The organism is Citrobacter sp. KH_055_1, assembly GCF_057838705.1.
On record NZ_CM174473.1, the window covers coordinates 354,342 to 380,103 of the forward strand.

The following is a 25,762-nucleotide window of genomic DNA, read 5'->3' on the forward strand; positions in this document are numbered from 1 at the left end:
CGGCGTAAACGCCTTATCCGGCCTACAGGGTAAGGTGTGATTCGTAGGCCGGATAAGCGTAGCGCATCCGGCAGTCGATCTTAACCTTTCATATCCCGCAACCGGCGGCTCAGCCAGATACCGTGGTGCGGGCGTTGACGCCATGCCACCGACGAAATGGTGTGCATGGTATTCAGATGCCCCAGTATACGTTGCAGATGCTGCTCCAGGGTACTTAATGGACCGTGGGACAGCATCTCCGACGACTCGAGAATATTCACATCACCGGAGCTCCCCGGCCCGTCATATTCCAGCCGCTGCTGACAACGCTGAATCGCAATTTCACAGGACTGCAGATACCGCTGCGCCAAATCCGGCGTCAACATGGTGTGTTCCCGGGCCAGCGTGGTCATCGCATTAATATGTTCGACGATGAACTGGCTGTGCGTGACCCACAGTTTCATATCGGCCAGGTAATGTGAGTTAAATCCTGGCTCCTGCATCGCCTGGTTCAGTGAGTTAAACAGCGTGTTATGCGCCTGGTTGACCCGCATACGCTGATACGCCAGCGGTGTGGCCTGTGGATCGTTGCTGAGGATCAGGCGAATAGCTTCCTGGTCAGCTTCCAGAGCGTCGTGGGCGTTTTTGCGCAGCAGGCCGCTTTGCCACTGTGGCCACAGCCAGAGCGTGCCGCCAAAGGCAATCAAACAGCCCAGCACCGTATCGACAAAGCGCGGCACAATAAACTGTTCTCCGTTCAGCGTCAGCAACTGCAGGGTATACACCGCCGTAACCGTAAACCCGACGGTGGCCCAGCCGTAGTTTTTGCGCATGATCAGATAGCTGACGAGGGTGATGACCAGCATGGCAGCCAGCGTAAACCCTTCCGGAATATGAAAGTGCAGCGTGACGCCGGCAATCACCAGCCCGACAAGCGTACCCAGCGAACGATGCAGAATGCGTACCCGCGTGGCACCGTAGCCATTTTGCGTGACGAACAGGACCGTCATCAGGATCCAATAAGGTTTGGGCAGGTGTAAGGCGCTGCCCATCAGGCTGGCGATGCTCAGCATGACGCTGATACGCCCGGCATTACGCAACGCGGGAGATTTCAGCGACAGATAGTTTTTCAGGGCCGGGAGTAACGGCAGGCGGCGCTGTTTGTCGGCCATTAAATCTCGGGCATACAGCGGACGCTGGGTGCGTAGCACGCGGGCAATGCGGCTAAAGTGCCAGTAGCAAAACTGCCCGACCGGGTTTTCCGGGTGCTGGTTGGCAATTTTCTCCAGCGTGCCAATCTGTTTTTCCATCGAAAAGCGTGTTGGTAAGCGGTGATACAGAATGTCATCTGCCAGTACGCGTAACCGGTCGGCGACGGTGCGCGCATTCCAGCGAATCACCTGTTCTGCATGACTGCGTTCGACCAGCTTCTGCACCTCTTCTGGTTGATGCAGGCTGACGGAAATATGCTCCTGCAAATCCAGCGCCTCCTGAAAGGCCCGTAGCAGGCGTTTGTACTCGTTGTTGTGATGCGCCGACAGCATATGCATTTGCTGATAGCACTGGGTGATCAGATCCACCGCTTTTTGCTGGCGAACCAGCAGCGGGGGCAGCGCTTTTTCGGGATCGACGTGCTGGGTTAGCAGGCTGTATTTCGCTTCACAGTAATCGGCCAGTTCGCGATATAACAGGCTGAGCGATTCGCGCAGCGGCTGCTCACGCCACAGCCAGAACCAGAACCAGTTGAACGCGCCGTACCACAAAGTTCCCAGCGCATAGATCAGCAGCGGTTCCCAGACCGGCATGTTGCCAGCCAGGCTTAGCGTGAAAATTGCCGCAATCAGTGAGGCGGGCAGCAGTCGTGCATGCAGCGGGCTTAACTCGGCGGTCACGCCGAGAACCAGCGTCAGGCCGGTAAGGATCAGCGGGAGCGCAATGCTTTCTGCCAGCAATAGCTGCATGATCAGGCTACATCCGGCAAACAGTGACGCGCCAATAACTAAGCGTTTAAAAAATCGCTTATGCGGGGTATCAAGACCGGCAATGTTGCAGCAGGCGGGGACGAGGGAGAATAGCAGTCCCAGATGAAGCTGACCGATGATAAGACCGACAGCCACGGGTAAACACAGCACCAGCGTTTGTCGTAGTGCGTAGTTGATCTCGGGGTGATAAATCAGTCTTCGCCACATCGGTGCAAACAAAAATGGCGCATTACCAGGTAACGCGCCATTTCGACGAGGTTAACGCGTGCCGTAGACGACGATGGTCTTACCGTGCGCGGAGATCAGGTTCTGATCTTCCAGCATTTTCAGGATACGACCAACGGTTTCACGGGAGCAGCCAACGATCTGGCCAATTTCCTGACGGGTGATTTTGATCTGCATGCCGTCCGGGTGGGTCATCGCGTCAGGTTGTTTCGCCAGGTTCAACAGGGTCTGGGCGATACGACCGGTGACATCCAGGAAGGCCAGGTTGCCTACTTTTTCGGACGTTACCTGCAGGCGACGAGCCATCTGAGAAGACAGGCGCATCAGAATATCCGGGTTAACCTGGATTAATTGACGAAATTTTTTGTATGAAATTTCAGCAACTTCACATGCGGTTTTGGCACGTACCCAGGCGCTACGTTCCTGGCCTTCTTCAAACAGGCCTAATTCACCAATGAAATCGCCCTGATTCAGATAAGAGAGGATCATTTCTTTCCCTTCTTCATCTTTGATCAGCACTGCCACTGAGCCTTTAACGATGTAATACAACGTTTCCGCTTTTTCACCCTGGTGAATCAGCGTGCTCTTCGATGGGTACTTATGAATATGGCAATGAGACAAGAACCATTCGAGAGTCGGGTCTGTTTGCGGTTTGCCAAGCACCATGCGCGGTTATCCTCTGTTATAAGCTGTCTCCAGAGTCAGAACACGACGCTGCCTCTGGGGTTGCAAAAATATGCTTCCCGCTACCTGGGAAAGGGGCTGCTAAAAAGTGAACTGCAGCCTGTAATGTGATGTCCTCTGCATACATGCAGTACGTCAATGTATTACTGTAGCATCCTGACTGTTTTAGCATAGCTTTCGCCGTGTGTCTCCTGGTGTCTCGCTTCAGCATGACTCAGGTCGCCTTCCGTTGCGAGAATTGTTATGTACGCGTAATCTGTCAGGAAAATTGAAACATTGGAGTTACGAAATATGCAAGCGCGTGTAAAGTGGGTTGAGGGGTTAACCTTCCTCGGTGAGTCCGCCTCAGGCCACCAAATCTTGATGGACGGTAACTCCGGTGATAAAGCGCCGAGCCCGATGGAAATGGTACTCATGGCTGCGGGTGGCTGTAGCGCCATTGATGTGGTGTCGATCCTGCAAAAGGGTCGTCAGGATGTGACCAACTGCGAAGTGAAGCTCACTTCCGAGCGTCGTGAAGAAGCGCCGCGTCTGTTTACCCATATTAATCTGCATTTCATCGTTACCGGCAACGATCTGAAAGACGCTTCGGTGTCTCGCGCCGTCGATCTCTCCGCGGAAAAATACTGCTCCGTGGCGCTGATGCTGGAAAAAGCGGTGAATATTACCCATTCCTATGAAGTGATTGCCGCGTAATCCCTGATGCCGGATGGATGATGTTGATTTGTAGGCCCGATAAGCGTAACGCCATCGGGCACTTCCCACGCTTTACTCGATTTTTTTGCCTTCCATCAGTCGCTGGACCAGCGGCAGCATAATCAATTCCATCGCCAGCCCCATCTTGCCGCCCGGCACCACTAATGTATTGATATGGGAAATGAATGAGCCCTGCAGCATCGCCAGCAGCCACGGGAAGTCGATGCCTTCCAGATTACGAAAATGAATCACTACAAAGCTTTCATCCAGTGACGGAATGCTTTTGGCGGCAAAAGGATTGGAGGTGTCGACGGTCGGTACACGCTGGAAGTTAATATGCGTACGGGAAAACTGCGGGGTGATGTAATTAATGTAGTCGTCCATTGAACGTACCACCGAATCCATTACCGCCTCGCGGGAGTGACCGCGCTCGCTGGTGTCGCGGGTCAGCTTCTGGATCCACTCCAGATTGACGATCGGTACCACGCCGACCAGCAGATCAACATGCCGCGCCACGTTTTGCTGCGGCGTCACCACGCCACCGTGCAGGCCTTCATAGAATAAGACGTCTGTGGGTTCAGGCAGCGGCTGCCACGGGGTAAACGTTCCCGGAACCTGATTCCACGGTACGGCTTCATCGTAGGTGTGCAGATATTTTCGTGACTGGCCTTTGCCGGTCTGGCCGTATTCGCTGAAGGTTTGTTCCAGCAGGCCGAAGTCGTTGGCTTCGGGGCCGAAGTAACTGATGTGTCGCCCGGCGTCGCGCGCTTTGCGGATCGCCATGTCCATCTCCGGACGGGTATAGCGGTGAAAACTGTCGCCTTCCACCTCGGCGGCGCGCAGATTTAACTGGGCGAAAATTTTACGAAACGCGAGGCTGGTGGTGGTGGTCCCCGCGCCGCTGGATCCTGTTACCGCAATCACCGGATGTTTGGCAGACATAATAACTCCATGGATAGGTTAGTTTTTATTATAGTCAGCCGCCGGCTGCGGGTTATTCGCGAAACTGTTTTCGCGGCATAATGTTGACCGTTTCATGCAGTTCTGACCATACCAGTACAGCTTCGCCAGATTGTAACTGGCGTCGGACGTCGGCGACTTTTTGTTCGAGCGAACGTTCATGTTCACCATAATCGGTGCCTTCGCGCAAGACAAAGCTTTCAATCAGATTGTCCAGCGCTTCAGGGGATAAGTCCTGCCAGGGGATCTGCATGATTATGCCTCCAGATACGTTGTCAGCCAGTCGGGGATACGGGATTCCAGCCACATCTCAGGATGGCGCAGCGTGCCGCTAATAAACCCGACGTGTCCACCGTGCTCGGTTAACTGATATTCCACCTGTGAGGGCAGATTTTCCGGTTTGGGGATCACGTGGTGATCCATAAAAGGATCGTCCTTGGCGTGAATAATCAGCGTCGGTTTGGCGATCAGGTTGAGTAGTGGCATGGCGCTACACTGACGATAATAGTCTATCGCATCGGCAAAACCGTGGATTTTGGCGGTGATCAGATCGTCAAAGTCACGAATGCGGCGCAGGGACTTCAGCTGTGCCAGGCTTACCGGCAGCGAGCCAGGATAAGCTTCGAGCTTACGCGAGGCATTGGCTTTTAACAGATTAAGCAGATAGCGCTGGTAAACGCGGGAGAACCCTTTTTCCATATGATAACTACAGGCTTCCAGCACGAAGGGGGCGGAGACAATAACCGCGGCATCAATCGGGATAGCGTTCCCTTCTTTGGCCAACAGGCAGGCCAGCATGTTGCCACCGAGCGAGTAGCCGACCGCTGCGGTTGGCACGCGGCCGAACTCGCGCTCCAGCCAGCGTAAAAACCAGGTACCGTCCTCGGTCTCACCGGAGTGATAAATGCGGTTCAGGCGATTCGGCTCGCCGCTGCAGCCGCGAAAATGCATCACCACGCCTAACCAGCCGCGTTTTTGCGCCGCCTCAATCAGACCGTGGGCGTACGGGCTGTTCAGGCTACCTTCCAGACCGTGAAAAACCACCAGACGCGGTTTGTGCTTCGCCTGATGCGGATCTTCACTCCATGCCAGATCGACAAAGTCGCCGTCGGGTAATTCCAGACGCTGCCAGTGGGCGTCGAACTTCACCTTACGGCGAATTAAACGCGGCAGCATGGTCTGCAGATGGCGATTACTGATCCCGCGCATCGGGCGGAATTCTCGCGAATCATCGGCAGGGAGATTCATTTCTGTTGGAGTGATTTCAACCATAACACCAGAGCAATTAATCATCGAAAACAGCAACTATACCGCGCACAGAGCCTGCGGGTTAGCCAATATGTGATTTTGTACTTATTCAGCCAGCAGGTTACGTGAGAAAAGATGAAAATCCACACCCGGTTTACGTCGCCACAGGCGGGCTTTCCGCGTGCCGGTGGCCATGCTTTCACCGGTATCTTCAAACATATCTGAGGCCTCAAAGCGGCGGATCAGGCTTTTGCGCTGAATCGGCTGGCCGAGGATAACCTCTGTGGCTTCCTGTAGCTGACCATGGGTAAAGGTATCCGGCAAACAATAAACGGGCAGTAAAGAATACTTCGTTTTTTGCCGCAGCCGGTTCAGGGCGGCATCAATGATCGCCTGGTGGTCGAAGGCCAGCGGATAGTCGGCAAGCTTATCAACCGGGACCCAGCGGGCATCGCTGACGCTGGCAATATGCGGTTCGCAGTCCACCCAGGCTATCAGCGCAAACCAGGTGACCGTCAGGCTCCAGCCACGCGGGTCACGATCTGGCCCGGAAAATGTGTCCAGCTGTTCCAGCCACGAAGGTGAAACGCCAGTTTTTTCAGTGAGTTTACGCAGCGCTGTGGCGCGAGTGGAATCATCGTGTGCCATATCAATAAAGCCGCCTGGTAATCCCCAACGTCCTTTCTGCGGCTGGTTTGCCCGTTCGACCAGCAGCACGCACAGCGCCTGTTGATGCACGGTAAACAACACGCTATCCACCGTTACCAGTGGGGAGGGAAAGCGGCGGGCATCGTACTGATTCAGGTAGTCGGCTTCGGTGGTCATAAGATACTCACGATGATGTGCAACGCTGCCAAGTGTACCAGCCCGGTATCGGTGGGCAAGGTGCGTTTTTTTTCCATTGATTATCAGTTGATTAGCGCACGTTCAAAAATACTTTATTTTATGCTTGCTTAATAATTGTCTTAGAGACATTATTAATTGTGTCGAAGGGACACAATTTAAAGGGGAAGCGAGATGAGCGTAAAATTAACCTTAACGCTGGATGACCAGGCTTACGCTATTGTCAGCGGTATTTTCCCTGATGGGGCCGTCTGGTTGAAAGTCACCGACGCGTTGCCATGCTTCGCTCACCAGATGCGCATTCGTGCCACGGCGATGCGCGATATGAACGACTTTATGCTATTGGCGCAGTTGGTCGACGCGGTGCGCCATCAGACCGATGTACGGGTCAGCCATCTTGAACTTCCCTGGCTGCCGTGGGCGCGCCAGGACCGACATATGGTTGCGGGCGACAGCTTTGCGCTGAAGGTTTTTGCCCGTCAGCTCAATACGTTGCAGTTCGACAAGGTGAAGGTACTTGATCCACACAGCGACGCGGCGGCAGCGGCTATCGATAATTTCATCACTCTTCCCCAGGAGGTCTGTCTGCTGCAAAGCGCGACCTTGCAGCGCCAGTTCCAGCAAAATGCGCTGATGCTGGTGGCTCCTGATGCCGGAGCATTAAAGAAAATTGATGCTGTCGCCAGAGCCGCAGGGACTGCTGAGTACGCCATTTTGAGCAAAAAACGCGATGTCGCCAGCGGCAACCTGACGGGTTTCGCGTTGGTTGCCGGGGATGTTAAAGACCGGGATGTGCTGATTGTCGACGACCTGTGCGACGCTGGCGGCACCTTCATTGGCTCTGCCCAGGTTTTACGCGATGCCGGCGCGCGCAGCGTCAGCCTGTACGTCACCCACGGGATCTTTTCTAAGGGCGTTGAGCACCTGTTTGCCAACGGCATTGACGCCGTTTACACCACCACATCGTTAGCGTCCTCTACGCTGGCCCATCCGCAGCTTGAACTTATCGACATTGACGCGATTTACCGCGCCTGAGGGAGACACCTGTTATGAAAATGAATCCAATCTTGGCTATTGATGGCTACAAAGTGTCTCACCGCGTGCAGTATCCGCAGGGCACCAGCCGGGTCTATTCCAACTTTACCCCGCGCAGCGATCGCTTTTTCTCGTCGCCGTTGCCGGATGGCAAGCTGGTGTTCTTCGGTCTGCAGGGCTTTTTGCAGTGGTTTTTGGTTGATTTGTTTAACGAGGCGTTCTTTGCCCGACCGCAGGAAGAGGTGGTCAGTGAATACAAGCAGGTGATGGACGGGTATCTGGGAAAAGATGCCGTGCCGGTTGATCACATTCGTGCGCTGCACCAACTGGGCTATCTGCCGTTGCACATTAAAGCACTGGATGAAGGCAGCAAAGTCCCGATGGCGGTGCCGGTATTAACCATCATCAATACTCAACCTGAGTTTTTCTGGCTGGTGAATTACCTCGAGACGGTACTGTCGGCGGAGCTGTGGAAAGCGTCAACCAATGCCACCATCGCACACCACTACCGCAAAATCTGTGCGCATTGGGCAGAAAAAACCTGTAGCGATATGACGCACCTTGACTTCCAGTGCCATGACTTTTCGTTTCGCGGTATGTCAGGATTGCAGGACACCATGCAGGCGGGCGGCGGGCATCTGCTGAGCTTTAAAGGCACTGACAGTATTCCGTCGCTGCTGTATGCCCGTGATTACTACACCGACGGCGAGGCGTATTTCATCGGCGCCAGCATTCCAGCCACCGAGCACAGCGTGATGTGCATGGGCGAGCGCGAACACGAGATCGAAACCTTCCGTCGTCTGATTGCCGATCTGTACCCGCAGGGATTTGTGTCGATAGTCTCCGATACCTGGGACTACTGGCAGGTGCTGACGGAGTATACCCGGGAACTGAAGCACATCATTCTGGCGCGTGAGGGGCGGGTGGTGTTCCGCCCGGACAGCGGTAACCCGGTCGATATTCTGTGTGGCACTGGGTTAGATGACGATAACCGTGCCGAACGTACGCCAGAGGAAAAAGGTTCCGTGGAGGTGCTGTGGGAGATTTTTGGCGGTACGGTAAACGCCAAAGGGTATAAGGTGCTCGACCCGCATGTAGGGCTGATTTATGGCGACTCCATTACGCTGGAGCGGGCGAATGAAATCTTGCGTCGCCTCGAGGCTAAAGGCTTTGCCAGCTCAAACGTGGTGTTCGGGGTGGGATCGTTTACCTATCAGTACAACACGCGAGATACCTTTGGCTTTGCGATGAAAGCGACCTGGGGAGAAGTGAACGGTAAAGGCCGGACCATCTTTAAGGAGCCGAAAACCGACAATGGTCTGAAACGCTCTGCCCGCGGGCTGCTGCGCGTTGCACGTGATGAGCAGGGCGAGTTACGACTGCATGATGAACAACGTTGGCAACAGGAGCAGGAAGGCGAGCTGAAAACCCGCTTCCTCGACGGTAAGCTTTATCACCGTCAACATTTCGACGATATCCGCCAGCGCCTGGCGGCGCAAAAATAATTTCCTGCAAGCGGGTAGCGATACCCGCTTTACTTACCCCGCTTAAATTGATCCTCATCACAAATCGTTACTTCAATTATTACTCTCAAGCTAATGATTCACGCCTACGCTTAATTGATGACTTTCTCACCAGAGCGCACACTCATTCCAGTGTTAAGCAATCAAAAATGATTCGCTGAATCAGGAGGTTAATAATGTTATCTGGGCAAACGCCAGCTCGAGTCTGGAACACCCGCCGCACAGAAAAACAGCGGCGTCTGGCTTCCGTTCCGGTGCAGGGCAAGGTTCTGCCGACCGCAGACCTGACCGCGATGCTGGAATTACTTATCGCGCCGGGTGACCGCGTGGTATTAGAAGGGAATAACCAAAAGCAGGCAGATTTCTTATCTCGCATGCTGGCTGAAGTTAACCCGCAAAAAGTGCACGACCTGCACATGATTATGCCCAGCGTCGGACGCAGCGAGCATCTGGATATCTTCGAAAAAGGTATCGCTCGCAAGCTGGACTTCTCTTTCTCCGGTACCCAAAGCCTGCGTATTTCGCAGCTACTGGAAGATGGTCAGCTGGAAATTGGCGCCATCCACACCTACATCGAACTTTACTCCCGTCTGTATGTTGACCTGTCACCAAACGTGGCGCTGATTGCCGGTTTTAAAGCCGACCGCAAAGGTAACCTCTACACCGGGGCGAGTACCGAAGATACCCCGGCGCTGGTTGAAGCCGCCGCATTCCATGACGGTATCGTCATCGCGCAGGTTAACGAACTGGTCGACGATGAATGCGACCTGCCGCGCGTTGATATTCCGGGCTCATGGATTGATTACGTGGTCGTCGCCGATAAGCCGTTCTTCATTGAACCGCTGTTCACCCGTGACCCGCGCCTGATCAAACAAGAACATATCCTGATGGCGATGATGGCCATTAAAGGTATCTACGCAGAGCACCAGGTCCAGTCGCTCAACCACGGTATCGGCTTTAACACTGCGGCAATCGAGCTGCTGTTGCCGACCTACGGCGAACAGCTGGGTCTGAAAGGCAAAATCTGTAAACACTGGACGCTGAACCCACATCCAACGCTGATTCCTGCTATCGAAAGCGGCTGGGTTGAAAGCGTGCACTGCTTCGGCGGTGAATTAGGGATGGAAGAGTACATCCGTGCCCGCCCAGATGTGTTCTTCACCGGTGCCGATGGTTCAATGCGTTCTAACCGTGCTTTCTGTCAGTTGGCGGGTCAGTACGCGGTCGATATGTTTATCGGTTCCACTTTGCAGGTTGATGGCTATGCCAACTCCTCAACGGTCACCCGTGGACGCCTGTCTGGTTTCGGCGGCGCACCAAATATGGGCCATGACCCGCACGGCCGTCGTCATGCAACACCTGCATGGCTGAATATGATTACCGAACCTGACCCAATGCTGCGCGGTAAAAAACTGGTTGTTCAGATGGTTGAAACCTTCCAGGCCGGTGTGAAACCGACCTTCGTCGAGAAACTTGATGCGGTTGAAGTCGCCAAAACCTCCGGGATGCCGCTGGCACCGGTGATGATTTATGGCGATGACGTTACACACGTTCTGACCGAAGAAGGGATCGCTTACCTCTACCGTGCAAAAGATCTTGAAGAGCGCCGGGCGATGGTGGCTGCGGTTGCCGGGATCACCGACATCGGTCTGGGCGTTGATGCGAAACGCGTCGCTGAGCTGCGTCAGAGTGGCAAGGTGGTGTATCCAGAAGATATGGGCATTCGTCGTACCGACGCGACCCGTTCTCTGCTGGCCGCCGGTAGCGTGTCCGATCTCGTTGAATGGTCTGGCGGTCTTTACAACCCACCTGCGAAATTCCGGAGCTGGTAATGAAACTTCTGTCCCCGATTCAGGTTGAAGGCGGTGCCGAATGGCTGGCGCGAACCGCCACGCAGTGTCTGATTGACGAAGCGCGACTCAGCCCGAAACCCGGTCTGGTGGACAGTCGGGGGAATGGCGCGCATCACGACTTGTCGCTTGCGTTAATGGAGCGCTCTGCGCACAGCCTGACCTCTACATTTCAGTCGTTAGCGCAACAAAGCTGGCAGCGTCCAGCGGATATTGCGCTCAGACAAACCATAGGGCGACTCGGTCGCGAAGGCGAGCAACAGATGATGGCGGCCACGGACGGTGTGAACACCCACCGTGGCGCGATTTGGGCACTGGGATTGTTGGTGAGCGCGGTGGCAATGCACGGTGGCACCGCGAGTGCACAGCAGGTCGCGGCGACTGCCGCCGAGCTGGCAAAACTGCCGGATGCCGCCGCACCCAAAGTGTTCAGCAAAGGGCTGCGTGCGACGCACCGTTATCAGGTGCCGGGTGCACGTGAAGAGGCACAGCAGGCTTTTCCGCATGTGATGCAACGTGCGCTGCCGCAACTGCGTTTAAGCCGGTTTAACGGCAGCAGTGAAACGCACGCCAGGCTCGACGCGCTGATGGCGATCATGACCTCGCTGACCGATACCTGCGTGCTGTCTCGCGCAGGCATGGAAGGGCTGGATGCCATGCAGGACGGCGCCCGTGCGGTGCTGAATGCTGGCGGCAGCGCTCATCCAGCAGGTCAGGCGGCATTGGCCGAACTCGATAGCCATATGCTGGCGCTGAACGCCTCGCCGGGCGGGGCAGCAGATTTACTCGCCGCCACCTTGTTCATCGACCGCATCGATTCGCCCTATACACGAAGTATTAAGAGGATGTTATGGAACACATTACGTTAACCGTACCGGCAAGCCGCACCTTAAGCGGTAAAGCGCTGGCAGGCGTCGTGGGCTCCGGGGATATGGAGGTGTTATTCACCGCCGACCAGAGCCAGACGTTAACCATTGATATCACCACTTCTGTCGATAACAGCCGTAGTCGCTGGGAAGCGTTGTTGAACCGTCTGCAAACGGTCAGCAGCCTGCCTGCAGGAAAACTGACGATCCACGACTTTGGCGCAACCCCAGGTGTTGCACGTATTCGTATCGAACAGGTATTTGAAGAGGTGAGCCATGCGTGATGACAGCAGTTTTATCGAATTAAAAGCACGTCAGCGTGCCCACGCGCTGCTTGATGAAGGCAGCTACCGCGAACTGCTCGACCCGTTTGATGGCGTGATGTCGCCTTGGCTTGGCGCGCAGGGCATCGTTCCGCAGTCGGATGACGGCATGGTCGTTGCTAAAGGCACCATCAACGGCAAACCGGCAGTGGTGGTGGCGATTGAAGGCGCATTCCAGGGTGGCAGCATGGGTGAAGTGTCCGGTGCCAAAATGGCAGCGGCGCTGGAGTTGGCGGCGGAAGATAACCGCAACGGCATCCCAACTCAGGCTGTCCTGAGCCTGGAAACCGGTGGCGTGCGTTTGCAGGAGGCCAACCTTGGCCTGGCGGCGATTGCCGATATTCATGCGGCGATTGTTGACCTGCGTCGTTACACCCCGGTAGTCGGCATTGTCGCCGGTACCGTGGGCTGCTTTGGCGGGATGTCTATCGCTGCGGCACTGTGTAGCTACCTGATTGTGACCCGTGAAGCGCGTCTGGGGCTAAATGGCCCGCAGGTTATCGAGCAGGAAGCGGGGATTGAAGAGTATGACTCCCGTGACCGTCCGTTTATCTGGAGCATGACCGGTGGTGAAATTCGCTACCAAAGCGGGCTGGTGGAAGCGCTGGTCGGCGATGGCGTGAACGCCGTGAAAGCGGCAATGAACGACGCGCTGGCAAAAGGCGTACCGGCAAAACACCGCACCGATAACTACGACTGGTATCTCGACCGTTTAACGAATTTCGACACCCGTAAACAGGCCGATACCGAACAGATTCATGCGCTTTTCGCCCGGGAGGTGAAATGATGAGTAACTCAATAAGCCGTGGCGAATTATGGCTGGAAACCCTCGTACCGAACGCTAAACGTATTGCCGGGCTGTGCCCGTCCGTACAGGCCGCTGATGGTGAACTGAACGGTGAAACGGTGCGCTTTATTGCCGTTGTTCCGGATGCCAATAACCATTACCCACGTGCTGCTGGCGGTGAAGTCGGTCTGCTGGAAGGATGGACACTGGCGAAAGTGGTGAGCGAAACCATCGCAGCCGACGCCAATAACGCGGTGAAACGTCCGATTGTGGCGGTGATTGATGTGCCAAGCCAGGCATACGGCCGTCGTGAAGAAGGCTTCGGTATTCACCAGGCGCTGGCCGGTGCTGCGGCGGCGTATGCCAATGCGCGTCTGGCGGGCCACCCGGTCATTGGCCTGATTGTCGGTAAAGCCATGTCCGGTGCCTTCCTGGCACACGGTTACCAGGCAAACCGTCTGATTGCGTTCAACGACAAAGGTGTGCTGATTCATGCGATGGGTAAAGAATCTGCCGCGCGTATCACGCTGCGTTCCGTTGAGGCGCTGGAAAAACTGGCGGCAACCATTCCGCCAATGGCGTACGACATCAGCAACTACGCCACGCTGGGGCTGCTGGAAAATCTGCTGGATATCAGCAACCCAGATGCGCCATCTGCAAACGATCTGACGCAGGTTAAAAACACCCTGCAGCAGGCCATCAATGACGCTCGTCAGGATCCAACGCTGAAAAGCCGTCTGGGCGCTGACAATCGCCGCAGCTCTGCCCTCGTACGCGAACGTATGCGAGCAAGCTGGTAAGTAAAAAGAGACCTGCCAGATATAAGGCTCCGTGGGCGCTTTCGTGCGCTCATGCGGGCCGCTGCATCTGAAAAATTATAATCATCGCGACAGTGCTAACTTTTTAAATTACAGGTGAAATATGACTTACGTAATTGTTCATGCTCTTGCTCCGATTTTCGTCATCATGCTACTAGGATTCTGGGCCGGGAAGGCCAAAATGGTGGACAACAAAAACGTCTCCCTGCTCAATATCTTCGTGATGGACTTTGCATTACCCGCTGCGCTGTTTAGCGCGACGGTACAAACCCCATGGGCCGGTATTGTTGCGCAGTCGCCGCTGATTGTGGTGCTGACGTTGGCAATGTGGATTACCTATGCTGTCATCTACTTTATGGCGACCAAAGTCTTCAAAAAATCTCCGCAGGATGCCGCCGTGCTGACGTTGACCGTCGCGCTGCCAAACTACGCGGCGCTTGGCTTGCCGATTCTTGGTAGCGTGCTCGGTGAAGCGTCATCAACGTCACTTTCGGTTGCCGTGTCTATTGCCTGCGGTTCCGTGCTGATGACGCCGTTCTGCCTGCTGATTCTGGAGCGTGAAAAAGCGCTGGCAGCAGGTGGAAATACCGGCTCCACACTGTCAATGCTGCCGGTATTGATGTGGCGCTCTATCAAGAAACCTATCGTGATGGGCCCGCTGTTGGGGGTTATTCTCTCGGCGATCGGCATCAAAATGCCGGAACTGGTACTGGCGGCCATTAAACCGCTGGGCCTGTCTGCAACCGCCGCCGCGCTGTTCCTGACCGGGGTTATCTTGTCTGCCCGTAAACTGCAGATCAATACCGTGGTCATTACGTCGACTATTACCAAGCTGCTGATTCAGCCTGCAATTGCCTGGGGCATCGTGCTTATCTTCGGTCTGCATGGCTCCGTAGCCATTACCGCTATTCTGATGATTGCGCTGTCTGCCGGTTTCTTCGGTGTGGTGTTCGGTAACCGCTTTGGCGTGCAGTCACCGGATGCAGAAGCCGTGCTGCTGTTGAGCTCAGTCCTGTGTATCCTGTCGCTGCCGCTGTTTATCTCGCTGACTTCAGGAATGTAAATCATGACCTCAACATTACGCCCACACGATCTTATCTGGCTGAATGCGCGTGACGCGCTGGAAGGGACCACGGAATCCTGGGTGGATGACGTTTGGCATACCGGCCTGCCGGTGGTTGTGCGGCGTGATGTTGACGAGGTGGGGCGTATCCCCGTCGGTGTGCGCGGCATGAAGCGCGATCAGCGGGCGGCGGGTTGGGTTAACCCTGATGCCGTCACCCGCGTCTGTACCCCGGAGTCGCTGGTTGGCCCGCAGGCGATGCTGCGTTCACCGTTTATCTCTCAGCCACCGGTTCAGGTGGCTTTGTTGCTGTCACAGCAAGCGTGGCAGTGGACATGGGGTATTACCGGCAGCACCGGTTATGCGCTGGCGACCGGGATCCCGGTGATTCATGCCAGTAGCGATTTGGATTTGCTGATCCGTGCCCCGCAGGCGCTATCACGCGAGGTGCTGGAAAAATGGCAGCAACAGCTCACGGACGGCCTGTGCCGCGCGGACACTCAGGTAGAAACGCCGTATGGCGCGTTTGCCCTAAACGAATGGCTGCGCGACGGCAGGGCACTGTTAAAAACATCACAGGGGCCGCGGTTGGTGAGCGACCCGTGGAGCAGGGAGGAGTAAATGAAAATTCTGTTCACCTTTCCGGGACAGGGAACCCAGCATCCAGAGATGCTGCATAACCTGCCGGGAACGGAATTGGCGCTGGCACGTGAAGTGCTGGGTGCAGAAGCGGATACGCTGGATTCCCCTGACGCATTGCAACACACCCGAGCGGTACAGTTAGCGCTGTTGATTGCCGGGGTTGCCTGGGCGCGCGAGCTGGAACGTCGCGGCGTTTCACCAGACATTGTGAGCGGGCTGTCGATTGGTGCATATCCGGCAGCGGTGGTGGCCGGGGCGCTCGACTTTACCGACGCGCTTAAATTGGTGGCGTTGCGCGGTGATTTGATGGAGCAGGCCTATCCACATGGCTACGGCCTGACGGCGATCATGGGGCTGACGTTATCGCAGGTGGAATCGCTGGTGGCGGGTAGCGGAACGTATATCGCCAACCTCAATGCCGAAACGCAGATTGTGATTGCCGGGACTGATGAGGCAATGGCTGGAGTGGCAAAACGGGCGTTGGAGAAAGGGGCGAGCAAAGCACATCGTCTGGCGGTTAGCGTACCGTCACACTGCGAACTCCTGGCAGAACCTGCGCAAAAATTGGCAGAGGCGTTTAGCCAGGTGACACTTTCTCGTCCTCGCTACGCTTATCTCAGCGGCAGCACTGGACGCGTGCTGTGGCAGCCGGAGCGCATTGCTGACGATTTGGCGATGAATATGGCGCGCACCGTGCGCTGGCAGGAGGCGGTTGTCTCCGCCAATGAGCGTGAAGCCCGGCTGGCGATTGAAATGCCACCCGGCGGTGTGCTGACCTGCCTGACGCGTCAGGCGGCGTGGGAAGGGGAGTCAATTTCGCTGGAACGCAGCGGCGTGGATGTTGCTGTACATTTGGCGAAACGGCTGCGTGCATAGTGGTATTGCCTGATGGTGCTGCGCTTATCGGGCCTACAAAATCGGTAGGCCGGATAAAACGCGTTAGCGTTGCCATCCGGCAATCAGGCTCCGCTCTTCAAACTCCGCGCATACATCCGCCCTTCGGCAGCTAACGCCAGCAAACTCGGGTCGCGCTCGCGGTTGCGGGCAAAGACAATCGCGATAAGCTGCTGCATTTGATAGGGCTCGGACAGCTTTTGCAGCTTCACGGTATTCTCATACATCTTCTTCATTCGCCCTGGCATCAAACAGAATCCAACCCCTGCCTGCACCAGACTGAGCATCGAGAAAATATCGTTCACGCGAGTGACGATTGAAGGCTCAAACCCGGCGACATGAAACGCTTCCTGGAAGCCCGCATAGGTGGCAAAGCCTTCCGCCAACGAGACGAACTTCTCATTGCGATAATTGCGAAGATCCGCTGTTTTGCTGGGATCCAGCGCTGCCGTGATCGGTGCAGCAAGGTAGATGTCATCGTGGAACAGCGGCAACACTTCCAGACTGTTACGGTCGATCTCGCTTTCAGAGATCGAGATCAGAATCGCATCCAGGGTACCGCTCTCCAGCATATTCAGCAGGGCTTCGTTTGATCCCATAGTCAGATCCATTTCCAGATCCGGACGACGTAGCTTCATACCCATAATCAGGCGTGGCACTGTTTCCAGCGTTAACGAGTAGAGCGTGCCGACACGCAGACGGCCCTGACCGACGCCCGCCGTTTTGCGCGTCTCTTCCAGCCCACGCTCCATTAACTGGGTCACTTCCTGACAGTACTCCAGCAGCGTCCACGCAGCCGGTTGCGCAATCAGGTTACGCCCTTTGTGTACAAACAGCGGACAACGAACGTTCTCCTCCAGCGTATGCAGCGCCCGATGCACGCTCACGCCGCTGATATCCAGCGCCTCGGCGGTACGGGCGATGTTGCCCTTCTCCATAAAGGTCATGAAGATGGTCAGTTTACGGAAGGTAATATCGTCGGTGATTGATAAGTTCATCGTCCGCCTTTTGTGGTTAGTCGTTCTGCAGCATCTGCTCAAGTTGCTCTTGCGCGTCCAGCCAGGCCATTTCACACTCTTCCAGCCCCGATTTAGCGCTGGCTTGCTGTTGTAAACATGCGGTCAGTTCGGCCTTGCGGCTTTGGTCGTACAGCTCGCTGTCACCGAGTTTTTCTTCCGCTTGTGCCAGCTGTGCCTGCAGCTTCTCCATCTCTTTTTCGAGACGGGTAATCTCTTTACGCAGCGGCTGGGTCAGGGTGCGCAGTTCGGCTTCACGGCGCTTCTGGTCTTTACGTGCCTGGGCGCTGTTGACGCTCTCTTTTGCCGGTTCATCGCTCTGACTTTCCTGCTTTTGTACGTCGCTCAGCCACTGTTGATAATCTTCCAGATCACCGTCGAACGGCTCAACTTTTTTATCATGAACCAGATAGAGATCGTCGGTGGTGGAGCGAATCAGATGACGGTCGTGCGACACCACCACCAGTGCGCCTTCAAAATCGATCAACGCTTCGGTCAGTGCCTGGCGCATGTCGAGATCCAGGTGGTTAGTCGGTTCATCGAGCAGCAGCAGGTTCGGACGCTGCCAAACGATAAGCGCCAGTACCAGTCGTGCCTTTTCACCCCCCGAGAAGCGAGCGGTCTGTTCGGTGACTTTATCGCCCTGGAAGCCGAAGCCGCCGAGGTAATCACGCAGCTTCTGTTCTAACTCCTGTGGCGCCATGCGGGCCAGATGCTGAATGGGCGATTCATCCGCGCGTAAAAACTCCAGCTGATGCTGGGCGAAGTAACCGAGCTTAATACCTTTCGCCAGACCGATTTCACCGCTAATAGGTGCCAGTTCTCCTGCCAACAGTTTAATCAGTGTGGATTTACCCGCGCCGTTACGGCCTAACAGGCCGATGCGTGACCCTGGCACCAGGTTCAGCTTGATGGAGTCGAGAATAATGTTCTCGCCATAACCTGCGCTGACCTTCTCCATTTTCAGCAGTGGGTTAGGCAGGCTTTCGGGTATGCGGAAGCTGAAGTGGAACGGGTTATCAACATGGGCTGGGGCAATCAGCTCCATGCGTTCCAGCATCTTGATACGGCTCTGCGCCTGTTTGGCTTTGGTGGCCTGCGCCCGGAAGCGGTCGATATAGCTTTGCAGATGCGCCACGCGCTCCTGCTGGCTTTCGTACATCGCCTGTTGCTGTGCGAGGCGAGTGGAACGCTGTACTTCAAACGCGCTGTAGTTCCCGGTGTACTCGAACAGGGTTTGCTGTTCGATATGAATAATCTTATCCACCACCGGATCGAGGAAGTCACGGTCGTGGGAGATCAGGATCAGCGTACCCTGATAGCTTTTCAGCCATCTTTCCAGCCAGATTACGGCGTCGAGATCGAGGTGGTTGGTCGGTTCATCAAGCAGCAGCAAGTCAGAACGGCAAATCAGCGCCTGAGCCAGGTTAAGACGCATACGCCAGCCACCGGAGAAATCGCTGACCGGGCGTTCAAGTTGTTCGTTAGAAAAACCGAGGCCGTGCAGCAGGCTGGCGGCACGCGAGCGCACGGTCCAGGCGTCGATGGCGTCCAGTTTGCCGTGCACGGTGGCAATCGCATGCCCGTCGTTACGTTCGTTGGCCTCGTTCAACTGTGCTTCCAGTTGACGATACTCGCGGTCGCCGTCAATGACGTATTCCAGCGCAGGCTGAGCAAGCGCGGGCGTTTCCTGATTTACCCAGGCGAGCTGCCAGTTACCTGGGTATGTAAACCCGCCAGCGTCGGCGCTGATTTCATTTTTCAGCAATGCCAGCAGGGTAGATTTACCGCAGCCATTCTTACCCACCAGGCCCACTTTCTGACCTGGATTAATGGTGGCCGTGGCATTTTCCAGCAGGACGCGCACGCCGCGACGAATTTGTAACGAGGAGAAAACAATCATAAGGCGCCGTATGTTCAGACTATGTTAATTTATCATTATGATAATGTAATGTGTGGGCGGTTTGCCGCACCGAGGCGCAATGGTAGCCCAAAACGCCGAAAATAGACAAAGACATAACCGGGAGGGGGATGATGTTCCAGCCAGCGAAAGTTTTGCTGCTGTATGCCCATCCGGAATCTCAGGACTCGGTCGCGAACCGGGTGCTGCTTAAACCGGCCATGCAGCTCAGTAACGTTACCGTGCACGATCTTTATGCGCACTATCCTGATTTTTTTATCGACATCCCGCATGAGCAGGCGCTGCTGCGTGACCATGATGTGATTGTTTTTCAGCATCCGCTGTATACCTATAGCTGTCCAGCGCTGCTCAAAGAGTGGTTTGACCGTGTGCTGAGTCGTGGGTTTGCCAGTGGGCTGGGAGGAAATCAGCTGGCGGGAAAGTACTGGCGGAGCGTCATCACCACCGGTGAACCCGAAAGTGCGTACCGTTATGACGCGCTGAACCGCTATCCAATGAGCGATGTGCTGCGCCCCTTTGAGCTGACAGCCGGTATGTGTCGAATGCACTGGATGAGCCCCATCATCGTTTACTGGGCCAGACGGCAAACGAAGCAGGAACTGGACAGCCATGCCAAAGCGTATGGTGAATGGCTGGCAAATCCAATCCCTGCGGGAGGCCGCTGATGGAAGGTTCTGATTTATTGACTGCGGGAGTGCTGTTCCTCTTCGCGGCGGTAGCGGCGGTGCCGCTGGCGTCAAAACTGGGTATCGGCCCGGTGTTAGGGTATTTGCTGGCAGGGATGGCGATTGGGCCGTGGGGATTAGGATTCATCAGCGATGTGGATGAAATTCTCCATTTCGCCGAGCTGGGCGTGGTCTTTCTGATGTTCATTATTGGGCTGGAGCTTAACCCGGCCAAACTGTGGCAACTGCGGCGCTCTATCTTTGGCGTCGGAGCCGCGCAGGTGATGCTCAGCGCGGTGATTTTGGCCGGGCTGCTGATGCTGACCCACTTCTCCTGGCAAGCAGCCGTGGTGGGGGGGATTGGTCTGGCGATGTCGTCCACTGCGATGGCGCTCCAGTTGATGCGAGAAAAGGGGATGAACCGCAGCGAATCCGGACAGCTGGGCTTTTCGGTACTGCTGTTTCAGGATCTGGCGGTGATCCCGGCATTGGCGCTGGTGCCGTTATTGGCGGGCTCTGCCGATGAGCATTTTGACTGGATCAAAGTGGGCATGAAGGTGCTGGCTTTTGCTGGCATGTTGATTGGTGGACGCTATTTGCTGCGCCCCGTTTTCCGCTTTATTGCGGATTCCGGCGTGCGGGAAGTGTTTACTGCCGCCACGCTGTTGTTGGTGCTCGGTTCTGCTTTATTCATGGACGCGCTGGGGCTGTCGATGGCGCTGGGGACGTTTATCGCCGGCGTGTTGCTGGCGGAAAGCGAATACCGACACGAGCTGGAAACGGCTATCGATCCCTTCAAGGGGCTGCTGTTGGGGCTGTTCTTTATTTCTGTGGGGATGTCGCTCAATCTTGGCGTGCTGTATACCCATATCCTGTGGGTGGCGGTAAGCGTTATTGTGCTGGTGGTGGTTAAAGCGCTGGTACTGTATGTGCTGGCGCGCCTGAATGGCATGAGAAGTTCGGAACGGATGCAGTTTGCCGGGGTATTAAGCCAGGGGGGCGAGTTCGCGTTCGTACTGTTTTCAACCGCGTCCTCGCAACGACTGTTTCAGGGCGATCAAATGGCGCTGCTGCTGGTGGCCGTCACGCTATCGATGATGACCACGCCGCTATTGATGAAGCTGATTGATAAATGGCTCTCCCGCCAGATTAACGGCCCGGATGAAGAAGATGAAAAACCCTGGGTGGAAGACGATAAGCCGCAGGTGATTGTGGTGGGATTTGGCCGCTTTGGTCAGGTAATTGGGCGTTTGCTGATGGCGAACAAAATGCGTATTACCGTGCTGGAGCGGGATATCAGCGCGGTGAACCTGATGCGTAAATACGGTTATAAGGTGTATTACGGCGATGCCACGCAGGTGGAATTGTTACGTTCTGCTGGTGCAGAAGCGGCACAATCGATCGTCATTACCTGTAACGAACCCGAAGATACGATGAAGTTAGTGGAATTGTGCCAACAGCATTTTCCACATTTGCATATTCTTGCGCGCGCGCGCGGACGTGTAGAGGCGCATGAGTTAATACAGGCTGGTGTGACACAGTTTTCCCGCGAAACCTTCTCCAGCGCACTGGAGTTGGGGCGAAAAACGCTGGTGTCATTGGGGATGCACCCGCATCAGGCGCAGCGTGCCCAGCTGCATTTTCGTCGGCTGGACATGAGCATGTTGCGGGAGTTGATCCCTATCCACACAGATACGGTACAAATCTCTCGAGCCCGAGAAGCCAGGCGCGAACTGGAAGAGATTTTCCAGCGTGAAATGCAGCGAGAGCGACGTCAGCCGGACGGCTGGGATGAATTTGAGTAGAGGATAACCATGGCAATTCGTAAACGTTTTATTGCAGGTGCAAAATGCCCATCCTGCCAGGCGCAGGATTCACTGGCGATGTGGCGCGAAAATAATATCGATATTGTTGAGTGTGTTAAGTGTGGTCACCAGATGCGGGAAGCGGATAAAGAAGCCCGCGAGCACGTTCGCAAAGAAGAGCAAGTGATAGGGATTTTTCATCCGGACTAGCGATATGCCGCAGCTTTTTTTAAGCTAGAGGGTACACAGGTGCAGAATTCCGCTACAATCTGCGCCACTATTCTTTCCATGCTCAGGAGATATCATGAAAGTAGCAAAGGACCTGGTGGTCAGCCTGGCCTATCAGGTACGTACAGAAGACGGTGTGTTGGTTGATGAGTCTCCGGTGAGTGCACCGCTGGACTACCTGCATGGTCACGGTTCCCTGATTTCTGGCCTGGAAACAGCGCTGGACGGTCACGAAGTTGGCGATAAATTTGATGTTGCTGTTGGCGCAAACGACGCTTACGGTCAGTATGATGAAAACCTGGTGCAGCGCGTGCCGAAAGACGTCTTCATGGGCGTTGACGAACTGCAGGTTGGCATGCGTTTCCTGGCGGAAACTGACCAGGGTCCAGTACCGGTAGAAATTACCGAAGTGGAAGATGACCACGTCGTGGTTGACGGTAACCACATGCTGGCTGGCCAGAATCTGAAATTCAACGTAGAAGTTATCGCTATCCGTGAAGCAACCGAAGAAGAACTGGCTCACGGCCACGTTCACGGTGCAAACGGCCATGACCACGATCACGAACATGGTCACGATGGTTGCTGCGGCGGTCACGGCCATGACCACGATCATGGTCATGAGCACGGCGGCGAAGGCTGCTGCGGTGGCGGCGGTAAAGGCAAAGGCGGCGGCTGCGGTTGCCACTAATCGGTATGATTGCCTGATGGCGCTACGCTTATCAGGCCTACCGTAGGACGGATAAGACGTTTACGTCGTCATCCGGCACAAAAAAAGCGGGGAAACCCCGCTTTTTTTACGTCTTAATAATGCGGTGGTGGCGTCTCTTCAGACTGCGACGCAATATGGGATGGCTGCGTTGCTTTAAGCTTCTCCGTCAATAGACGCAGATGATCGCGCAGTTTAGCCATTTCCAGTTCGTGAGCGGTGACCGTCACGTTGAGTTCTTCAATGGTGATTTCCTGAAATGCCAGGCGACTTTCCAGCTCAGCCAGGCGGGTTTCCATCGTTGTATCCTGCATGATTCACCTCTTCTGTTATTTCCGGCAGATCGCGGACTGCGGCGAATTTTACTCAACTTTGTCTGTTTGCACAGCACTCATTCCTTCGCAACGAAACTAATTTAAACAAAAAGAGTCTGAAAAGTGGTGATAATAGGGCGTGCCCGTATGTTGATTTGTTCTGCAACGCTTTATAGTACATTTTTGTGTTAGTTAACCCTGGGGTGAGATGCCCCGGCCCTGGAGAGATGGATGAAATCACTGTTTAAAGTAACGCTGCTGGCGACCACGATGGCCGTAGCTCTACATGCCCCGATCACCTTCGCCGCCGATGCTGCGAAACCAGCCGCTACTGCTGACAGCAAAGCCGCATTCAAAAATGACGACCAAAAATCTGCTTACGCGCTGGGCGCGTCTCTGGGTCGTTACATGGAAAATTCCCTGAAAGAACAGGAAAAACTGGGCATCAAACTGGATAAAGACCAGCTGATCGCTGGTGTTCAGGACGCGTTTGCTGATAAGAGCAAGCTGTCCGACCAGGAAATCGAGCAAACCCTGCAGGCGTTCGAAGCGCGCGTGAAGTCTTCCGCTCAGGCGAAAATGGAAAAAGACGCGGCTGATAACGAAGCCAAAGGTAAAGTGTACCGCGAGAAGTTTGCTAAAGAGAAAGGCGTTAAAACCTCTTCTACTGGCCTGGTCTACAAAGTAGAGAAAGCAGGTACTGGTGAAGCACCGAAAGACAGCGATACCGTTGTAGTGAACTACAAAGGCACACTGATCGATGGTAAAGAGTTTGATAACTCTTACACGCGTGGTGAGCCGCTCTCTTTCCGTCTTGACGGTGTTATCCCAGGATGGACCGAAGGTCTGAAAAACATCAAGAAAGGCGGTAAAATCCAGCTGGTTATTCCACCGGATCTGGCATATGGCAAAACCGGCGTTCCGGGTATCCCGGCAAACTCCACGTTGGTGTTTGATGTTGAGCTGCTGGACATCAAACCGGCCCCGAAAGCCGACGCTAAACCAGATGCTGCCCCGGCTGAAAAAGCTGCAGACAGCAGCAAAAAATAAGTTACCTAAAACCGCCGCCCACAGGGCGGCGGTTTTTTATTATCGACAGGATATAATTAATACTGGAAAGCGCCTCGTGCGCTGTATTACTTTAGATGCCCCTAATAGTGATGAGCCTGCCCTGACAACATAACGACAGGCTCCTGAAAAGGAGTGCTTTTTTTCATGTCCAGGTCGCTTTTAACCAACGAAACCAGTGAGCTAGATTTGCTGGATCAACGTCCTTTCGATCAAACCGACTTCGATATCCTTAAATCCTACGAAGCGGTAGTGGACGGGTTGGCGATGCTCATTGGTTCCCATTGTGAAATCGTATTGCACTCTTTGCAGGATTTGAAATGCTCGGCTATTCGCATTGCTAACGGTGAACATACGGGTCGTAAAATTGGCTCACCGATTACCGATCTGGCGTTGCGCATGCTGCATGATATGACGGGTGCGGATAGCAGCGTGTCGAAGTGTTACTTCACACGTGCGAAAAGCGGTGTCTTGATGAAGTCGGTGACGATTGCCATTCGCAACCGTGAGCATCGCGTAATTGGTCTGCTGTGTATCAATATGAACCTTGATGTTCCTTTCTCGCAGATAATGAATACCTTTATTCCACCGGAAACCCCAGAAGTGGGTTCTGCCGTGAACTTCGCCTCATCAGTGGAAGATCTGGTTACCCAGACGCTGGAGTTCACGATTGAAGAAGTGAATGCCGATCGTAACGTCTCCAACAATGCGAAGAATCGTCAGATTGTCCTGAACTTGTATGAGAAAGGTATCTTCGATATCAAAGATGCTATTAACCAAGTTGCTGACCGCCTGAACATCTCCAAGCACACGGTTTATCTTTATATTCGCCAGTTCAAGAGCGGTGATTTCCAGGGGCAAGACAAGTAATGCGCTTTGCTATCGTCGTGACTGGACCTGCTTATGGTACGCAGCAGGCGAGCAGCGCATTGCAATTTGCTCACGCATTGATTGAAGAAGGTCATGAGTTAAGCCGTGTCTTTTTCTATCGTGAAGGCGTGTATAACGCCAATCTGCTGACGTCGCCCGCCAGTGATGAATTTGATCTGGTTCGCGCCTGGCAACAGCTTAATCAACAGCATGGCGTAGAGCTAAATATCTGCGTGGCAGCGGCGCTACGCCGCGGCGTTGTTGATGAAACTGAAGCAGAGAGGTTGGCGTTGGCTGGGGCTAATTTACAAGCGGGTTTTAACCTTAGTGGGCTGGGTTCGCTCGCTGAGGCATCCCTGACGTGCGATCGCGTGGTGCAGTTCTAATGAATCGAATCGCTTTTGTATTTTCCACCGTGCCTCACGGGAGCGCATCGGGCCGTGAAGGTCTGGATGCACTACTGGCGACATCAGCACTAACAGAAGATCTCGGCGTCTTTTTTATCGGGGACGGCGTCTTCCAAATCCTGCCAGAGCAAAAACCTGATCTCATTCTGGCACGGGACTATATTGCGACCTTCAAATTGTTGGGGCTGTACGATATAGAACAATGTTGGCTGTGCGCTGCCTCATTGCGCGAACGTGGCCTTGATACGGACATGAAATTCGTTGTCGATGCGACGGTACTTGAACCTGAAGAACTGCGCCGTGAACTGGGCAACTATGACGTCATTATGAGGTTCTAAACGCGC

27 protein-coding genes and 1 pseudogene are annotated in these 25,762 nt (G+C 54.8%); 19 read left to right on the top strand and 9 right to left on the bottom strand.

Going from position 1 to position 25,762, the window contains the following annotated elements; all coding sequences use genetic code 11:
* Positions 1-80: 80 nt before the first annotated feature.
* Positions 81-2,168 carry a YccS/YhfK family putative transporter gene (locus AC3ITF_RS01685; protein ID WP_096759300.1) on the bottom strand — a complete coding sequence of 696 codons (2,088 nt, stop codon included), beginning with the start codon at positions 2,166-2,168 and terminating at the stop codon, positions 81-83.
* A gap of 51 nt (positions 2,169-2,219) precedes the next feature.
* Positions 2,220-2,852 carry a cAMP-activated global transcriptional regulator CRP gene (gene crp, locus AC3ITF_RS01690; RefSeq protein WP_000242758.1) on the bottom strand — a complete coding sequence of 211 codons (633 nt, stop codon included), beginning with the start codon at positions 2,850-2,852 and terminating at the stop codon, positions 2,220-2,222.
* Between the two features lie 309 nt (positions 2,853-3,161).
* Here crp and AC3ITF_RS01695 point away from each other — a divergent pair, with 309 nt between their 5' ends.
* The gene (locus tag AC3ITF_RS01695; protein ID WP_096759301.1) at positions 3,162-3,566 is read left to right on the top strand and encodes an OsmC family protein; all 405 of its coding nucleotides are present in this window, start codon (positions 3,162-3,164) and stop codon (positions 3,564-3,566) included.
* 72 nt (positions 3,567-3,638) lie between these two features.
* Here the strand turns inward: AC3ITF_RS01695 and AC3ITF_RS01700 are convergent, their stop codons facing one another.
* The 4 genes and pseudogenes from AC3ITF_RS01700 to AC3ITF_RS01715 form a co-directional block, all read right to left on the bottom strand.
* Positions 3,639-4,508 carry a phosphoribulokinase gene (locus AC3ITF_RS01700; RefSeq protein ID WP_096759302.1) on the bottom strand — a complete coding sequence of 290 codons (870 nt, stop codon included), beginning with the start codon at positions 4,506-4,508 and terminating at the stop codon, positions 3,639-3,641.
* A gap of 52 nt (positions 4,509-4,560) precedes the next feature.
* On the bottom strand, positions 4,561-4,779 hold the full coding sequence (locus AC3ITF_RS01705) for a YheU family protein (RefSeq protein ID WP_096759303.1): 219 nt from the start codon (positions 4,777-4,779) through the stop codon (positions 4,561-4,563).
* 2 nt (positions 4,780-4,781) lie between these two features.
* A pseudogene (locus AC3ITF_RS01710) lies at positions 4,782-5,844 on the bottom strand (hydrolase).
* A gap of 35 nt (positions 5,845-5,879) precedes the next feature.
* The gene (locus tag AC3ITF_RS01715; RefSeq protein ID WP_117342452.1) at positions 5,880-6,599 is read right to left on the bottom strand and encodes an NUDIX hydrolase; all 720 of its coding nucleotides are present in this window, start codon (positions 6,597-6,599) and stop codon (positions 5,880-5,882) included.
* 192 nt (positions 6,600-6,791) lie between these two features.
* On the opposite strand from AC3ITF_RS01715, the gene prs reads away from it, so the two are divergent.
* The 10 genes from prs to mdcH all read left to right on the top strand — a co-directional run bounded on the left by prs (position 6,792) and on the right by mdcH (position 16,400).
* Positions 6,792-7,652: a ribose-phosphate diphosphokinase gene (gene prs / locus AC3ITF_RS01720; protein ID WP_489176094.1), complete on the top strand. Its 861-nt coding sequence runs from the start codon at positions 6,792-6,794 to the stop codon at positions 7,650-7,652.
* A gap of 14 nt (positions 7,653-7,666) precedes the next feature.
* On the top strand, positions 7,667-9,157 hold the full coding sequence (locus AC3ITF_RS01725; RefSeq protein WP_489176095.1) for a nicotinate phosphoribosyltransferase: 1,491 nt from the start codon (positions 7,667-7,669) through the stop codon (positions 9,155-9,157).
* A gap of 194 nt (positions 9,158-9,351) precedes the next feature.
* Positions 9,352-11,007, top strand: coding sequence for a malonate decarboxylase subunit alpha (gene mdcA, locus AC3ITF_RS01730; protein ID WP_489176096.1), 1,656 nt, complete (start codon positions 9,352-9,354; stop codon positions 11,005-11,007).
* Complete coding sequence (locus AC3ITF_RS01735; RefSeq protein ID WP_489176097.1) at positions 11,007-11,894, top strand: triphosphoribosyl-dephospho-CoA synthase; 888 nt, start codon at positions 11,007-11,009, stop codon at positions 11,892-11,894. The genes mdcA and AC3ITF_RS01735 overlap by 1 nt, the downstream gene beginning before the upstream one ends.
* On the top strand, positions 11,876-12,175 hold the full coding sequence (gene mdcC, locus AC3ITF_RS01740) for a malonate decarboxylase acyl carrier protein (protein WP_062775705.1): 300 nt from the start codon (positions 11,876-11,878) through the stop codon (positions 12,173-12,175). Before AC3ITF_RS01735 ends, mdcC begins: the two co-directional genes overlap by 19 nt.
* On the top strand, positions 12,168-13,001 hold the full coding sequence (locus tag AC3ITF_RS01745; protein WP_115257326.1) for a biotin-independent malonate decarboxylase subunit beta: 834 nt from the start codon (positions 12,168-12,170) through the stop codon (positions 12,999-13,001). The genes mdcC and AC3ITF_RS01745 overlap by 8 nt, the downstream gene beginning before the upstream one ends.
* A complete protein-coding gene (mdcE, locus tag AC3ITF_RS01750; protein WP_117342448.1) occupies positions 13,001-13,801 on the top strand; it encodes a biotin-independent malonate decarboxylase subunit gamma in 801 nt (266 codons plus the stop codon). The genes AC3ITF_RS01745 and mdcE overlap by 1 nt, the downstream gene beginning before the upstream one ends.
* Before the next feature lie 121 nt (positions 13,802-13,922).
* Positions 13,923-14,882, top strand: a complete 960-nt coding sequence (locus AC3ITF_RS01755; RefSeq protein ID WP_115257328.1) for an AEC family transporter — start codon at positions 13,923-13,925, stop codon at positions 14,880-14,882.
* Positions 14,883-14,885: 3 nt separating this feature from the next.
* On the top strand, positions 14,886-15,503 hold the full coding sequence (locus AC3ITF_RS01760) for a malonate decarboxylase holo-ACP synthase (protein ID WP_489176098.1): 618 nt from the start codon (positions 14,886-14,888) through the stop codon (positions 15,501-15,503).
* Positions 15,504-16,400, top strand: coding sequence for a malonate decarboxylase subunit epsilon (mdcH, locus tag AC3ITF_RS01765; RefSeq protein WP_137362540.1), 897 nt, complete (start codon positions 15,504-15,506; stop codon positions 16,398-16,400). It begins immediately after the preceding gene.
* 83 nt (positions 16,401-16,483) lie between these two features.
* Here mdcH and AC3ITF_RS01770 read toward each other — a convergent pair whose 3' ends face one another.
* Both AC3ITF_RS01770 and AC3ITF_RS01775 read right to left on the bottom strand, forming a co-directional pair.
* Positions 16,484-17,416: a LysR family transcriptional regulator gene (locus tag AC3ITF_RS01770; protein WP_117342446.1), complete on the bottom strand. Its 933-nt coding sequence runs from the start codon at positions 17,414-17,416 to the stop codon at positions 16,484-16,486.
* A gap of 16 nt (positions 17,417-17,432) precedes the next feature.
* Positions 17,433-19,337, bottom strand: a complete 1,905-nt coding sequence (locus AC3ITF_RS01775) for an ABC transporter ATP-binding protein (RefSeq protein ID WP_115257332.1) — start codon at positions 19,335-19,337, stop codon at positions 17,433-17,435.
* Between the two features lie 131 nt (positions 19,338-19,468).
* On the opposite strand from AC3ITF_RS01775, the gene kefG reads away from it, so the two are divergent.
* The 4 genes from kefG (at position 19,469) to slyD (ending at position 22,741) form a co-directional block, all read left to right on the top strand.
* Complete coding sequence (gene kefG / locus AC3ITF_RS01780; protein ID WP_135912833.1) at positions 19,469-20,020, top strand: glutathione-regulated potassium-efflux system ancillary protein KefG; 552 nt, start codon at positions 19,469-19,471, stop codon at positions 20,018-20,020.
* Positions 20,020-21,825: a glutathione-regulated potassium-efflux system protein KefB gene (kefB, locus tag AC3ITF_RS01785; RefSeq protein WP_135911301.1), complete on the top strand. Its 1,806-nt coding sequence runs from the start codon at positions 20,020-20,022 to the stop codon at positions 21,823-21,825. The genes kefG and kefB overlap by 1 nt, the downstream gene beginning before the upstream one ends.
* A gap of 9 nt (positions 21,826-21,834) precedes the next feature.
* The gene (locus tag AC3ITF_RS01790; RefSeq protein WP_005121675.1) at positions 21,835-22,035 is read left to right on the top strand and encodes a YheV family putative zinc ribbon protein; all 201 of its coding nucleotides are present in this window, start codon (positions 21,835-21,837) and stop codon (positions 22,033-22,035) included.
* A 94-nt stretch (positions 22,036-22,129) separates the two neighbouring features.
* Complete coding sequence (gene slyD / locus AC3ITF_RS01795; protein WP_181490904.1) at positions 22,130-22,741, top strand: peptidylprolyl isomerase; 612 nt, start codon at positions 22,130-22,132, stop codon at positions 22,739-22,741.
* A 113-nt stretch (positions 22,742-22,854) separates the two neighbouring features.
* On the opposite strand, the gene AC3ITF_RS01800 is transcribed toward slyD, so the two are convergent.
* The gene (locus AC3ITF_RS01800; RefSeq protein WP_003023639.1) at positions 22,855-23,073 is read right to left on the bottom strand and encodes a protein SlyX; all 219 of its coding nucleotides are present in this window, start codon (positions 23,071-23,073) and stop codon (positions 22,855-22,857) included.
* Between the two features lie 231 nt (positions 23,074-23,304).
* Between AC3ITF_RS01800 and fkpA the strand changes: the two genes are divergently transcribed.
* From fkpA to tusC, 4 genes are all read left to right on the top strand, one after another.
* The gene (fkpA, locus tag AC3ITF_RS01805) at positions 23,305-24,123 is read left to right on the top strand and encodes an FKBP-type peptidyl-prolyl cis-trans isomerase (RefSeq protein WP_115257336.1); all 819 of its coding nucleotides are present in this window, start codon (positions 23,305-23,307) and stop codon (positions 24,121-24,123) included.
* A gap of 165 nt (positions 24,124-24,288) precedes the next feature.
* Entirely contained in the window at positions 24,289-25,011 is a 723-nt protein-coding gene (locus AC3ITF_RS01810; protein ID WP_003023643.1) for a helix-turn-helix transcriptional regulator, read from the top strand.
* Positions 25,011-25,397, top strand: coding sequence for a sulfurtransferase complex subunit TusD (gene tusD, locus AC3ITF_RS01815; RefSeq protein ID WP_115257337.1), 387 nt, complete (start codon positions 25,011-25,013; stop codon positions 25,395-25,397). The genes AC3ITF_RS01810 and tusD overlap by 1 nt, the downstream gene beginning before the upstream one ends.
* Positions 25,397-25,756 (top strand): sulfurtransferase complex subunit TusC, encoded by a 360-nt coding sequence (tusC, locus tag AC3ITF_RS01820; protein ID WP_096759313.1) that lies wholly within the window; start codon positions 25,397-25,399, stop codon positions 25,754-25,756. Before tusD ends, tusC begins: the two co-directional genes overlap by 1 nt.
* Positions 25,757-25,762 lie beyond the last annotated feature (6 nt).